We start from the raw sequence: 13,074 nt of genomic DNA on the forward strand, positions 1-13,074 counted from the left end.
GCCGCCGCCATCGCCCGATGGCGGCCCGATCAACAGGTTGGACCCGCCATGACCGTCAATCGCTATCAGCACCATTTCACCGTTTCCTGGGATCAGATCCATCGCGATGTCCGGGCGCTCTGTCATCAGCTCGTCGAGCGGGATTTCCAGGGCATCGTCGCGATCACGCGCGGCGGTTTGATTCCGGCGGCATTGATCGCCCGCGAACTCAACATCCGTCTCATCGATACCGTCTGCATCAAGAGCTACGACGAACAGTCCCAGGGCCAGCTGGATGTCATGAAAGGCGTCGACCATGATGGCGACGGCTGGCTTCTGGTCGATGACCTGGTGGACACCGGCAAGACCGCCCGGGCCGTGCGCGAGATGCTGCCCAAGGCGCATTTCGTTACCGTCTACGCCAAGCCGGAAGGGCGACCGCTGGTCGACCAGTATCTGACCGAGGTGGCCCAGGACTGCTGGATTCAGTTCCCCTGGGATCTGGGACATGCTTACGTCGAGCCGCTGGTGGATCAGGTGCGTTCGCCAAAACCCTGACCGATGCGGAGCGAGTCGATGTCTCAATCCCCGTTACCCGATAGCTGGAATGCCTACCTCGGCGAGGAATTCGGCGCGCCTTACATGCAGGCGCTGCGTGCTTTTCTCGCCGAGGAAAAGGCGGCCCACAAAGTCATCTATCCTCATTCGTCCCACTGGTTTCGCGCTTTCGAGTTGACGCCGCTGGCACAGGTCAAGGTGGTGATACTGGGGCAGGATCCCTACCACGGGCCCAATCAGGCTCACGGGCTCTGCTTTTCGGTACGCCCGGGCGTACCGACGCCGCCATCGTTGCAGAACATCTACAAGGAGTTGGCAACGGATGTCGGCACGAGTCCGGTCAATCACGGTTTCCTCGAAAGTTGGGCTCGTCAGGGCGTGATGCTGCTGAATAGCGTGTTGACGGTGGAGCGGGGCAATGCCGGCTCCCATCGCAATCGCGGCTGGGAAACCTTCACGGATCGCGCCATTCAGGCTATCAACGAACACTGCAACGGCGTGGTGTTCCTGCTTTGGGGCAGTTACGCCCAGAAGAAGGCGAGCTTCGTCGATCGCGGCAAGCATCTGGTGCTGCATGCCCCGCACCCTTCGCCGCTATCGGCGCATCGCGGTTTCTTCGGCACGCGTCACTTCTCGCAAGCCAACGCCTTTCTCCAGGCGCGCGGCGCGACGCCCGTCGACTGGCAATTGCCCGTCAGCGTCGCCTGACCCCCGGCTCGTCGCGTACAATACCGGCGTTTCCTCCATTTAGACGAAGGCGCCATCATGAGTGTGCATCCCATCTCCCATCCGCTGGTCAAACACAAGCTTGGACTGATGCGGGCGGCCGACATCAGCACCAAGAGCTTCCGTGAGCTGGCTTGCGAAGTGGCGAAGTTGCTGACCTACGAGGCGACCCAGAACCTGGAGATAGAGCCGGCGACCATCGAAGGCTGGAATGGCTCTCCGATCGATGTCGAACAGATCAAGGGCAAGAAGGTCACCATCGTCCCCATTCTGCGTGCCGGACTGGGGATGCTCGATGGCGTGACCGATCTCATTCCCAGCGCGCGTATCAGCGTCGTGGGGCTCTATCGCAACGAAGAGACGCTGGAACCGGTTCCCTATTTCGAGAAGTTCGTGAGCGACCTGGACGAACGTCTGGCGATCGTGATCGACCCGATGCTTGCCACCGGTGGGTCGATGGTGGCGACGCTGGACATGCTCAAGCAACGCGGCTGTCAGCAGATCAAGGTGATCGTGCTGGTCGCCGCCCCGGAGGGGATCGAGCGGGTGCAGAAGGCCTACCCCGATGTCGAGATCTATACCGCCTCCGTCGACGAGCGTCTCGACGAGAATGGCTATATCGTCCCTGGGCTGGGTGATGCCGGCGACAAGATCTTCGGCACGCGGTGATCGAGCGTGCCGAGGTCACGGGGGTGCTGCTCGCGGGAGGGCGCGGGCAGCGCATGGGAGGTGTCGACAAGGGCTGGCTGAGCCTCGGAGGCATTCCACTGGTTCAGCATGCGTTACAGCGCCTCTCGCCGCAGGTCGGTCAGGTCGTCATCAGTGCCAACCGTCACGTGGATCGCTATCGGCATCTGGGCTACCCCGTGGTTTCCGATCCGATGCCCGACTATCCGGGGCCCTTGGCCGGCGTGCTGGGTGCCCTGCAGACGGTTTCCACGCCCTGGGTACTGCTGGCGCCCGTGGATATGCCCTGGCTACCGGCCGACATGCTGAGCCGCCTGGCGAACGGGATCGGTGAAGCGGATATCGCGGTCGCACATGATGGCGAGCGGCTGCAGCCTCTGATCGCGCTGGTGCGCAGCTCGCTACGAGAGGATCTGTCGCCATGGCTGGCGGCGGGCGGCGGCAAGGTCGTCGCCTGGTATGATCGGCATCGCTGGTGTCAGGTCGACTTTTCGGCCCACCGCGCACGGTTGGCCAATCTCAACACGCCGCAGCAGCATGCCTGGGCGGAACGGCATGAAGTCGACGTGAATGCGTCGCAGGGCAACCATGACGAATAGCCGCGCCGAAGCGCTCGAATGCGATATCCCCTTGCTGGGTATCGCCGCCTGGAGCGGCACCGGCAAGACGACACTGCTGGAAGCCTTGCTGCCGCGCCTGCGCGAACGAGGCTGGCCGGCGGCCGTGATCAAGCATGCCCACCATGAATTCGATGTCGATAAGCCCGGCAAGGACAGCCACCGCCTGCGCGAAGCGGGAGCCGCGCCGATGATGGTGGCGTCCGGCCGCCGTTTTGCGCTGATGATGGAAACGCCCGATCGGCAAGAACCCGATCTGCCGCTGCTGATAGCGCAGGTTGCGGCCCTGAAACCCGCACTGATTCTGGTCGAAGGCTTCAAGACCTGGCCGATCCCCAAGCTGGAGCTGTATCGCGGTGACCACGGCCAGCCGCTGGCCGCCGGTATCGACCCCTGGGTTCAGGCATTGGCCTGCAAGCCCGAAGAGATGCCTGCCGAGATTCTCGATCGGTTGCCGGCGGGACTGGCACGTCTGGACCTGGATGATCTCGACGGCATTCTTGACTGGATCGTCGATTGGGCAGCGGGACAGCGCATCACAAAGCGCTGAATGGCAGCGGTGCAAATGGCTGAAACCATGGAATGTCCCCGAATCTTGCCCGATGAATGACAGGCGTCGTTACGCCATCCACACTACACTCAACGTTTGACCCAATGACTGGAAAGCGAGGCGAATTCAGCATGACGCTCACGCATCTCAACGCGCGTGGTGAAGCGCACATGGTCGATGTCGCCGACAAGCAGGAGACGCGGCGGGAGGCCCGAGCCCGTGGCAGCGTTCATATGCAGGCAGCGACGCTGGCGCTATTGTCCGAAGGCGGGTTGCCCAAGGGCGATGTCCTGGCTACGGCGAGAATCGCCGGCATCCAGGCTGCCAAGCGGACGCACGAACTGATACCGCTCTGTCACGCATTGGCATTGTCGAAGGTCACCATCGAATTCACGCTGGACCCGGCCGAGAACTGCGTCCATGTCGAGGCATTCTGTCGGCTCAATGGCCGTACTGGCGTCGAGATGGAAGCACTGACGGCGGTCTCGGTTGCGTGTCTGACGCTCTATGATATGTGCAAGGCGGTCGACAAAGGCATGACCATCGATGGGGTGCGTCTGGAAGAGAAGCGCGGCGGACGTTCGGGGAACTGGTCGCGGGAGCCGATGCCCGAGCCGGCGTCGGTGACAGGCAATGATCCGTCAGCGGAAGCGGAAGTGTCGGCGGAAGCGGAAGTGTTGGCGGAAGAGTCGGCTGCGATATCGCCGACGAGCGGAGTGAAGATTCAGTTTCTGGCGGAACTGCGCGAGCGCTTCGAGACTGCGGAGTGTGTGCTGGAATGGGCCCGGCTTCCTTCCCGTGATATTGCCGGCGTCAAGCTGGCATTGATCAACCAGGATCCGAAGTACAAGGCGTTGCTGAATCAGCGTGTCCTGTGCGCGCGCAACGAAGCCATGAGCCAGAACGAAGCCGCGGTTGCGCCGGGTGACGAGATCGCGTTCTTTCCACCGGTTACCGGCGGCTGAGCGAGAAGGAATCGCCATGAAGATTGTCATCAACGTACAGGAAGACGCTTTCAACACCGAGGTGGAACAAGCGCGCCTGACGGAAGGGCGTTCCGATATCGGTGCCATCGTCAGCTTTACCGGGTGGGTCAGGGACTTCAACGAACGACCGGATGTCTCCGCGCTGACGCTGGAGCATTTTCCCGGCATGACGGAAAAGGCGCTGCATGTGATTGCCCGCGAAGCTGGCGAACGCTGGGCGCTCCAGGGCGCCACCATCATTCATCGTGTCGGACGTCTCGAGCCAGGGGATGCCATCGTGCTGGTCATGACCGCCAGTGCGCACCGCCGAGCGGCGTTCGAGGCGTGTGATTTCATCATGGATTATCTGAAAACACGGGCCCCTTTCTGGAAAAAGGAGCATACCGATAGCGGCTCTTATTGGGTGTCCGAACGGCAAAGCGACCGCGAAGCCGCGAGTCGCTGGGAGCATTCATGACCGTTTTGATAGACAAGTTCTCGCGCCAGGTTCGCTATGTCCGAATCTCGGTGACGGATCGGTGTGATTTTCGCTGTGTCTACTGCATGAGCGAAGAGATGACCTTCCTGCCTCGGACACAGGTTCTGTCGCTGGAAGAGCTGTCGCAGGTGGCGCGAGCCTTCACGGAGCTGGGCGTGGAAAAGATTCGCCTGACCGGTGGCGAGCCTCTGGTGCGCAAGGGAATCGATGATCTGGTAACGGATATCGGCACACTGCCGGGGTTGAAAGACTTCGCCATGACGACCAACGGTGCCGGGCTGCGTCGTCATGCCCGGGCGTTACGTGAAGGTGGCATGACACGTCTCAACGTCAGTCTGGATTCGCTGGACCCGGAACGTTTCAAGCGACTGACGAGAACCGGGGATTTGGCCAAGGTCATCGACGGTATCCATGCGGCGCAGGATGCCGGTTTCGAGTGTATCAAGCTCAATGCGGTCATATTGCGCGGTCGCAATGACGACGAGGTTCTCGACCTGGTGGCCTTCGCCCGCGAAGAGCAACTGGATATCAGCTTCATCGAGGAAATGCCGCTGGGTGATGTATCGGATCATTCCCGTGGCGAGACTTTCTATTCCAGTGACGATGTTCAAGCCTCGATCGAGTCTCGTTACGCTTTGATTCCATCTCCGGAAACGACATTAGGCCCCTCGCGTTACTTCCGGATGCCCGATAGTGATAGCCGGGTGGGCTTCATCTCGCCTCATAGTCATAACTTCTGCAGTACCTGCAATCGGGTTCGCGTGACGGTCGAAGGGCGATTGCTGCTCTGCCTAGGCAACGAGCATTCGGTGGATCTGCGTGCCACCTTGCGTCAGTATCCAGGAGAGCTGGAACCCTTGAAGGAACAGATTGTCACAGCCATGGATTTGAAGCCGGAGCGCCATCATTTCTCGACCGACGGTGATGTACAAGTCGTCCGGTTCATGAATATGACCGGAGGTTAATGCGCTTTTTTCCGGATGCCCAAGACATTTGTTCGACAAAAGGCACGCGAATTACGCGTGCCTTTTTTGATTTAATTTCTTGCCAAAAAGGGCAGCAAGAATATACTTTCATCAAAACAGCCGGTGTAATGCCGTGTCGGAATCTAGCAAGGAGAGGACGATGTCCACCGAATCACTGGAACGCATTGCTCGTAATAAGAATGTTGCTCGAGCTGCAGCGCGTCAGCTGAGCATGGAGCAATTGCACAAGCTTTCCGAAGTCATCGGGGAAGTGATCGAGCAGAAGCAGCAGGAAGATCAGGAACGCCTGAAAGAAGAAGCCGACAAGCAGCAGAAACTGGCCGAGATTCGCGAGGCGATGAACAATGCCGGATTATCGATGGATGATCTGGTCGGCGAGCAGCCGCGCAAGCGTCGGGGCCGCCCGCCCAAGAATGGCAGCAAGGGCTGATCCGCGCGTAATGTCACGTCGCATGGGTTTGCCTGAATAGTGTATTGCCTGAATGGTGTAACGCCTGGATTGGTATATCGCCTGGATTGGTATATCGCCTGGATTGGTATATCGCCTGGATTGGTATATCGCCTGGATTGGTATATTGCCAGGATGGCCACACGCGACATGGCTGCCGGCTAAGTGAACGCATCGAGCCGCCATGTATTCGCCTTATAGAAAACGCGTCTGCTATAAAGCAGACGCGTTTTTATTGGGGCCCACCTGATGCACATCTGCATGGCATCAACCAGATTGTTTTCGTTTTCTGAGGCGTCTGATCTCGCTATTTCGAAACGCGCTCGTGTTCTCGCGGAGATGTCGCACGGATATGTAGAGTTCGGCTCATGTCCGTTTTCATGATTATGGCGTCTACCGCGTTAGCGTGAGGAGGCCGTGCGAACTTCATGCTCCGGCTGGGGGTCGGCCGGCATCAGTTGAAGATGAATTTCCGGCAAGGCGGGGAGACGCTCGTGTAGCCAGTCGCGCAGCGGGCCGAAGAGTTGCTGTCGAAGTTGCAGTAGCGTATCCGCTCTGATCGCGTCTATTCGTTCATCCAGCCAGTCTGCCAGGGCATCCTCGTCCAGAGGCAGTGATATCTCGCTATCCCACATCAGCCGGCCGATTCGGGTCCAGCCCGTTGCGGTCGGCAGTACATTCAGCGCAATCGACAGCGAATGCGCATGCTGACGAGCGGAAACCGGATGCGTGCGCTCACCGGGACGGGCGCGCGAGACAATCAGTTGCGGTCGTAGGTGGTGCTGAGCTCTGGGTAACAACGCTTCCGCTTCCAGGGCAAGAACGGCGCCGTTCTTGACCAATTGGGGGACATCGATGCCGAGCTCGGACGCCAGTTCGCGATGAGCTTCCTGGTGCGAGGCTTCCCCATGTACCGGCAGCAGCAGTTTTGGCTGTATCCAGCGGTAGAGTTGACGCAACTCTTCTCGCGCCGGATGCCCCGAGGCATGAAGGGCGGGGTCGGTATGTTCGTCATGCACGTTGACGCCGAGCCGCTTGAAGCCGGCCTTGAGCCGTTCGATGGGGCGCTCGTTGCCGGGGATGGCCCGGGCCGAGAATATGACGTCGTCGTCCGGTTGCAGGTCCAGGGCAGAGTGTCTCCCCTGAGCCATGCGTGACAATGCCGAACGGGGTTCCCCCTGGCTGCCGGTGGCGATAATCAGGACTTCCTCTGGGTGGAGATAGCCGAGATCGTGAGCCGGCACTCGGGGCGGGAAGTCATCCAGGTATCCGAGTTGCAGGGCAATCGACACCATGCGCTCCATCGAACGGCCCAGCAGTGCCGCTCGGCGTCCGCTGCGTTCTGCAATATCGCCCAGCGCCTTGATCCGGGCGATATTGCTGGCGAAGCAGCTGACGACGACACGACCCCGGCAGTTCCGGATCACTGCCTCCAGCGCACTGGCGGCTTCCGCTTCACTGCGCGAGTGGCCTTCCACATCGGCGTTGGTGGAATCCGCCACCACGAGATCCACCGGGGCCAGCGCCTGGAATTGGGCCGCGGATAACGGTGGGCCGATGAGCGGGCGCTCGTCCCGTTTCCAGTCGCCGGTATGCAGAATGCGATGGCGAGGCGTGATGATCGAAAGGGCGCAGCTTTCCGGTATCGAATGCGTCACCGGTAAAAAGGTGACTTCGAAAGGGCCGGTCGTCACGCTGGCACCGGGCTGGACGGGCTTGAGCGCGTCGGTCTTCAACCCCTGTTCGATGAACTTGGCTCGCAGCAGCTCGATGGCCAGCGGGGTGGCGTAGACGGGGCAGTTCCAGCGTGGCCAGATCCAGGCAAGGGCGCCAAGGTGATCCTCATGGCCGTGGGTGATGTAGACGGCAGAAGGCACCATCGCGTGGGCTGCCAGATGCTCGACATCGGGAATCTGGAGGGGTTGATCCGGCAGATCCTGACGAATCATCATGCCGCAGTCGACGGCTATCCAGTCGTTTTCGTAACCATAGAGCGACAGATTCATGCCGATCTCACCGCAGCCTCCCAAGGGATGGAACAGCAGCGGTGGGTAAGTGCGGGGGCGGATCTGTGCGCGCGGACGGAACATCGTCATCCTTAAAGGGTGAAATCTGGCTTCACTATAAGTCATGCCTCTCGACCCGCTCAAACCCATCGCGGCGCTGGCTGGCGCTCGGCATTGGGGTACAATGCCGCTCTCATTGACGTGGCAGGCCATGTCGGGGCGCTGAACGGGGTTTCAGGGTGTTTCCGAACCAGGGCGTGTTTTCGAGTCAACGCGTATTTTCGAATCAAGGCTTGTTTTCGAGCCAACGCATATTTTCGATTCAAAGCGTATTTGCAAAGAGTATTTCCGAGAGCCATGCCGCACAATTACCGTTTGATCGTTTCCTGCCCCGATCGCGTGGGTATCGTTTCGCGTGTGTCGGGTTTCATCGCTGCCCAGAACGGCTCGATCATCGAAGCCAATCAGCACTCCGATCTGGATACGGGGCGCTTTTTCATGCGTTACGATATCCAGTCCAACGCCTTGAGTGCCGACGCTTTCCGGGCTTCATTCGCGCCCATTGCCGGTGAGTTCGAGATGGACTGGCGACTGAGCGATTCCGCCCATCGCCCGCGAGTGGTGATCATGGTGTCGCGGGAATCCCACTGTCTGGTCGATCTGCTCTACCGCTGGTCGGCCGGGGAGCTCGACTGTGATATTCCTTGTGTGATCTCCAATCACGAGGACCTGCGGCCTTTGGTGGCGTGGCACGGCATCCCGTTCCATCATGTGCCGGTCGACCCTCGGGACAAGGCTCCCGCCTTCGCCCGTACCGAACGCCTGATCGAGGAGGCCGAAGCGGACAGTGTGGTCCTTGCCCGCTACATGCAGATCCTGCCGCCGGATATCTGCCAGCGCTATGCCGGCCGCGTGATCAATATCCATCACAGCTTTCTGCCGTCTTTCGCCGGCGCCAAGCCCTACCATCAGGCGTTCGAACGTGGCGTCAAGCTGATCGGCGCGACCTGCCACTATGTCACCGAAGAACTCGATGCAGGGCCGATCATCGAACAGGACATCCAGCGCGTATCGCACTGCCATACGCCGCAGGACCTGGTGCGTCTGGGTCGTGACGTGGAAAAATCGGTGCTCTCTAGGGGATTGCGCTGGCACCTGCAGGATCGAGTACTCATCCACGGCAACAAGACCGTGGTGTTCTCGTGATGCCTATTGCTTGAGGCTCAAGGCGACACCGAGCCGGGATCGGTGTCGTCGAACAGCCCGAGCTGGCGCTGGTCCGGTTCCGGCATCAGGCGTACCCCCACGCCCAGCAACCGAACCGGCCGCTCTCCCCGACGCCAGGCGCTCTTCAGCAGTTCATGGAACCGTGCGTGGACGATACCGCGAGCGCCTGTCTCCTGCGTCGTGCTGGCAAAGTCATTGAAACGTACCTTGACGAACTGCTTGGCAATGGCCGGGTCGCCGTGCCGTGCCAGGCGGTCGTGGAGCTTCTCGATCAGAGGCTCCAGCGCCAGGTGGCAATCGGCGAGACCGGGAAGATCGTGGTCGTAGGTGGTTTCGACGCTGACTGATTTGCGTTCGCGGGAGACGTTGACCGGCCGCTCGTCGATACCGTGAGCCAGCTCGTACAGTCTCCGGCCGAACTTGCCGAACTGATCCAGTAGCCGGTCCAGTGGCTGGGTTCGCAGGTCGTGGCAACTGGCGATTCCCATGGCATCGAGTTTGGCGGCCATCGCCGGACCGACACCGTGAAGCTTCTTGACGGGGAGGTCGGTGATGAAAGACTCCGTTTCCTCCGGCGGGATCACGAACAGGCCGTCGGGCTTGTCCCAGTCGCTGGCGATCTTGGCCAGAAACTTGTTGGGTGCGGCGCCGACCGAGACGACGATTCCCGTTCGCGCGAGCGCCTCTTGCTTGAGCCAGCGGGCCATCCAGGTAGCGCTGCCCTGGAACTGGGTGACCGCCGTGACGTCGAGATAGGCCTCGTCGAGGGAGAGCGGCTCGACCAGCGGCGTCAGCTCGTGAAAGATGGCCTGAATCTGTCGCGAGACTTCGCGATACTTGTTGAAGTCTGGCGACAGCACTTTCAATTGCGGGCAGAGACGCACCGCTCTCGCCGTGGGCATCGCGGAGTGTATGCCGTACTTTCTGGCCGGGTAGTTGCAGGTAGCGACGACGCCGCGTCGATCGGCGCTACCGCCGATCGCCAGGGGAATATCTTTCAGGGCAGGATTGTCACGCATTTCCACGGCAGCATAGAAGCAGTCGCAGTCGGCATGCAGAATCTTGCGCATGGAACCGGAGGCGGGCGCCTCAATGCAGGCCGGAGCCGTTGCCGCCGCGGATGACGCCGACCCCCAGCCCCTCGATCTCCAGATGCTGGTGTTCGAGATCGACCACGATCGGCGCGAAGTCGGCATTCTCGGCGCTCAACGTGACGTGACTGCCCTCGCGCTGGAAGCGCTTAACGGTGACCTCGTCGTCTATCCGGGCGACGACGATCTGGCCGTTGCGTATCTGCTGGGTGCGGTGCACGGCGAGCAGGTCGCCGTCGAAGATGCCGGCATCCTTCATCGAGAGGCCGCGCACGCGAAGAAAGTAGTCGGCACTGGGTGAAAAGTAGTCGGCCGGCAATGGGCAGTAGCGATCGATATGCTCGGTGGCGAGAATCGGGCTACCGGCGGCCACGCTGCCGATGATCGGCAAGCCGGGAGACTGGGGCTGGGACTCCGCGGGCTCGATTTCGTTGCCATTGGCCGGCAGCCGGATACCGCGGGAAGTCCCGGGGATCATGCGGATGACGCCTTTTCGATCCAGCGCCCGCAGGTGTTCCTCGGCAGCGTTGGGAGAGCGAAAGCCCAGGGCCCGAGCGATTTCGGCCCGCGTCGGGGGGTAGCCGAATTCGCTCATTGTCTTGACGATGAAGTCATAGACGTTTTGCTGCCGTGCGGTGAGCGGTCTCGCCATTGGTTTCTCCCGGGCCTGTGTCATCGTTATGGTCATCGATCAGGCGTGTTCATGTATACAGCCTGGAATTGTATCCAGTCATTGCCGGCGTGGGAAGTCCTTCGCGGCTCGCGTTGGCAGCCGCGTGGCCCTGGCCCGATCAAATGCTGGATTGTGCCGTCCGTTGCGGAATGATTAGAATCATAATCGTTCTAAGTCGCTGTTCTCTGGTTGCCGTTTTCTGGCGCGAGGTATGACATGGCCCAACCCGATACCGTCACGCGTATTCTCGATACGGCGGAGGTCCTTTTTGCCGAGAAGGGTTTCGCTGAAACCTCGCTGCGCAACATCACCACGCGGGCCAAGGTCAATCTGGCTGCGGTGAATTACCATTTCGGATCCAAGAAGTCGCTTATTCAGGCGGTGTTTGCCCGTTATCTCGATCCGTTCTCGGAACGTTTGAATGCGGCGCTCGATGACCTGGAAGCCCGCTATCAGGGCAAGCAGGTGCCGCTGGAAGTCCTGCTGGAACAGCTCGCCACCACGGTTCTGGAAGTCCCCGCCGAGCGCAACAGCCTCAAGGTATTCATGAAGCTGCTGGGCCTGGCTTATGCGCAGGCCCAGGGCCATCTGCGGCGCTATATCCAGGAACACTATGGCGACACGTTTCGCCGCTTCGTGGGGTGCCTGCGTCTGGCAACGCCGGATCTTCCCGACGCCGAGCGATTCTGGCGTCTACATTTCATGCTGGGCACCGTGGTCTTTACCTTGTCCGGCCTGGATGCCTTGCGGGATATCGCCGACAGCGAATACCAGGAGCACATGTCGATACGGGAGCTGATCCGGCATCTCCGTCCCGTGGTGGTCGCCGGCATGCAGGCGCCGCTACCCGAGTCGTTGGAGAAACTCGGCTCGGCCGCCGAGTAGACCAATGGGCCCCGGTAGCGGGCTGCCTCTGTCATGCATCCCCCGTGTCGTCTAGAATCGGGCGCTCAATGGTCTCAGGTGTTTGCTATGACTCAACCTCTCGGTCCGGTCATGCTGGATGTCGAAGGCACTCGGCTACGTGATGAAGAGCGGCAGTTGATCTCTCGTGCAGAGGTTGGCGGCGTACTGTTGTTTGCTCGAAATACACCGGACGTTGCCACTACCCAACGGCTGATCGGCCAGATCCGCAAATGTCGTCCCGATATCCTGGTCGCCATCGATCAGGAAGGTGGTCGGGTGCAGCGATTGAAGGAAGGAGTGACACAAATTCCGTCCATGGCCACGCTGGGGCGGCAATTCGCCGAGTCTCCCGAAGCGGCGCTGACGCTGACGCAGGACACTGGCTGGCTGCTGGGCATGGAGATGGCGGCCTGCGGCTTCGATGTGACCTTTGCCCCGGTTCTGGATCTCGACGACGACCAGTCGCCGGCCATCGGTTCGCGGAGTTTTTCGCCGGATCCCGAGGTGGTGACAGCCTTGGCTGGCGCGTTCATCGAAGGGCTCCACGAGGCGGGAATGGTGGCGATCGGCAAGCATTTTCCCGGCCATGGCGGAGTGCGCCAGGATTCCCACTTCGATGTCGCGGAAGACCCACGCTCGCTGGCGGAGCTGCGCGAGCACGATCTGATTCCTTTCGCCCGGCTGGCCGGCAAGCTGGATGGCATCATGCCGGCGCATGTCATCTATTCGGCCTTCGATGATCGGCCGGCCGGATTCTCGCCCAGTTGGCTCGGCATGCTGAGGGAGGAGCTGGGTTTCAAGGGCACCATCTTTTCGGATGACCTGACCATGGCCGCGGCGCACGCCGCCGGATCGCCCCGCGAGCGGGCCGAGGCTGCCTGGAGCGCCGGCTGCGACATGGCCGTGATCTGCAACGCGCCCGATGCGGCGCGCGAAGTCGTTGCTGCCTGCGAAGGCCGACAGGCCCAGCGTATCGCCAAGCTTCGCTATGCACGCGCGCGTCCCAGCCTCGAATCGCTGGCCGCCATCTCCCGGTGGCGGCGCACCCACGTACGTCTGGAAGCGCTCAGCGAATCCGAATGACGTGCACCGTTTTTCGTTCTTCGGCGGCAGTATCCGATGGTCTGCCGCCGCTCATTGCATGGTGAATCATAAA

At 60.9% G+C, this 13,074-nt stretch carries 15 protein-coding genes; 12 read left to right on the forward strand and 3 right to left on the reverse strand.

Translation table 11 applies throughout. The annotated features are described in order from the left end of the window. The first annotated feature begins 48 nt into the window (after positions 1 to 48). From gpt to BC443_RS01915, 9 genes are all read left to right on the forward strand, one after another. Positions 49 to 537: a xanthine phosphoribosyltransferase gene (gene gpt, locus BC443_RS01875; protein ID WP_071230150.1), complete on the forward strand. Its 489-nt coding sequence runs from the start codon at positions 49 to 51 to the stop codon at positions 535 to 537. Positions 538 to 555: 18 nt separating this feature from the next. Further along, positions 556 to 1,245: a uracil-DNA glycosylase gene (ung, locus tag BC443_RS01880; RefSeq protein ID WP_071230151.1), complete on the forward strand. Its 690-nt coding sequence runs from the start codon at positions 556 to 558 to the stop codon at positions 1,243 to 1,245. 57 nt (positions 1,246 to 1,302) lie between these two features. Next, positions 1,303 to 1,932, forward strand: coding sequence for a uracil phosphoribosyltransferase (upp, locus tag BC443_RS01885; protein ID WP_071230152.1), 630 nt, complete (start codon positions 1,303 to 1,305; stop codon positions 1,930 to 1,932). Beyond that, on the forward strand, positions 1,929 to 2,549 hold the full coding sequence (gene mobA / locus BC443_RS01890) for a molybdenum cofactor guanylyltransferase MobA (protein WP_083387156.1): 621 nt from the start codon (positions 1,929 to 1,931) through the stop codon (positions 2,547 to 2,549). The genes upp and mobA overlap by 4 nt, the downstream gene beginning before the upstream one ends. Further along, positions 2,539 to 3,117, forward strand: a complete 579-nt coding sequence (mobB, locus tag BC443_RS01895; RefSeq protein ID WP_071230153.1) for a molybdopterin-guanine dinucleotide biosynthesis protein B — start codon at positions 2,539 to 2,541, stop codon at positions 3,115 to 3,117. Before mobA ends, mobB begins: the two co-directional genes overlap by 11 nt. A 131-nt stretch (positions 3,118 to 3,248) precedes the next feature. Next, positions 3,249 to 4,082, forward strand: a complete 834-nt coding sequence (gene moaC / locus BC443_RS01900) for a cyclic pyranopterin monophosphate synthase MoaC (protein ID WP_071230154.1) — start codon at positions 3,249 to 3,251, stop codon at positions 4,080 to 4,082. 16 nt (positions 4,083 to 4,098) lie between these two features. Further along, a complete protein-coding gene (gene moaE / locus BC443_RS01905; protein WP_071230155.1) occupies positions 4,099 to 4,560 on the forward strand; it encodes a molybdopterin synthase catalytic subunit MoaE in 462 nt (153 codons plus the stop codon). Continuing rightward, entirely contained in the window at positions 4,557 to 5,546 is a 990-nt protein-coding gene (gene moaA / locus BC443_RS01910) for a GTP 3',8-cyclase MoaA (protein WP_071230156.1), read from the forward strand. The genes moaE and moaA overlap by 4 nt, the downstream gene beginning before the upstream one ends. Before the next feature lie 160 nt (positions 5,547 to 5,706). Further along, positions 5,707 to 5,997, forward strand: a complete 291-nt coding sequence (locus tag BC443_RS01915; RefSeq protein ID WP_071230157.1) for an H-NS family nucleoid-associated regulatory protein — start codon at positions 5,707 to 5,709, stop codon at positions 5,995 to 5,997. Positions 5,998 to 6,416: 419 nt separating this feature from the next. Here BC443_RS01915 and BC443_RS01920 read toward each other — a convergent pair whose 3' ends face one another. Next, the gene (locus BC443_RS01920; RefSeq protein WP_348769665.1) at positions 6,417 to 8,105 is read right to left on the reverse strand and encodes a ribonuclease J; all 1,689 of its coding nucleotides are present in this window, start codon (positions 8,103 to 8,105) and stop codon (positions 6,417 to 6,419) included. A gap of 273 nt (positions 8,106 to 8,378) precedes the next feature. Here BC443_RS01920 and purU point away from each other — a divergent pair, with 273 nt between their 5' ends. Then, a complete protein-coding gene (purU, locus tag BC443_RS01925; protein WP_071230158.1) occupies positions 8,379 to 9,227 on the forward strand; it encodes a formyltetrahydrofolate deformylase in 849 nt (282 codons plus the stop codon). Between the two features lie 17 nt (positions 9,228 to 9,244). On the opposite strand, the gene dinB is transcribed toward purU, so the two are convergent. After that, entirely contained in the window at positions 9,245 to 10,318 is a 1,074-nt protein-coding gene (dinB, locus tag BC443_RS01930) for a DNA polymerase IV (protein ID WP_071230159.1), read from the reverse strand. A 19-nt stretch (positions 10,319 to 10,337) separates the two neighbouring features. Then, a complete protein-coding gene (gene lexA, locus BC443_RS01935) occupies positions 10,338 to 10,991 on the reverse strand; it encodes a transcriptional repressor LexA (RefSeq protein ID WP_071230160.1) in 654 nt (217 codons plus the stop codon). 237 nt (positions 10,992 to 11,228) lie between these two features. Between lexA and BC443_RS01940 the strand changes: the two genes are divergently transcribed. Together BC443_RS01940 and nagZ are read left to right on the forward strand one after the other, a co-directional pair. Beyond that, positions 11,229 to 11,897, forward strand: a complete 669-nt coding sequence (locus tag BC443_RS01940) for a TetR/AcrR family transcriptional regulator (RefSeq protein WP_071230161.1) — start codon at positions 11,229 to 11,231, stop codon at positions 11,895 to 11,897. 87 nt (positions 11,898 to 11,984) lie between these two features. Continuing rightward, positions 11,985 to 13,001: a beta-N-acetylhexosaminidase gene (gene nagZ / locus BC443_RS01945; RefSeq protein ID WP_071230162.1), complete on the forward strand. Its 1,017-nt coding sequence runs from the start codon at positions 11,985 to 11,987 to the stop codon at positions 12,999 to 13,001. Positions 13,002 to 13,074: the final 73 nt, after the last annotated feature.

This window comes from Salinicola sp. MIT1003 (assembly GCF_001858555.1).
Classification (GTDB): domain Bacteria; phylum Pseudomonadota; class Gammaproteobacteria; order Pseudomonadales; family Halomonadaceae; genus Salinicola; species Salinicola salarius.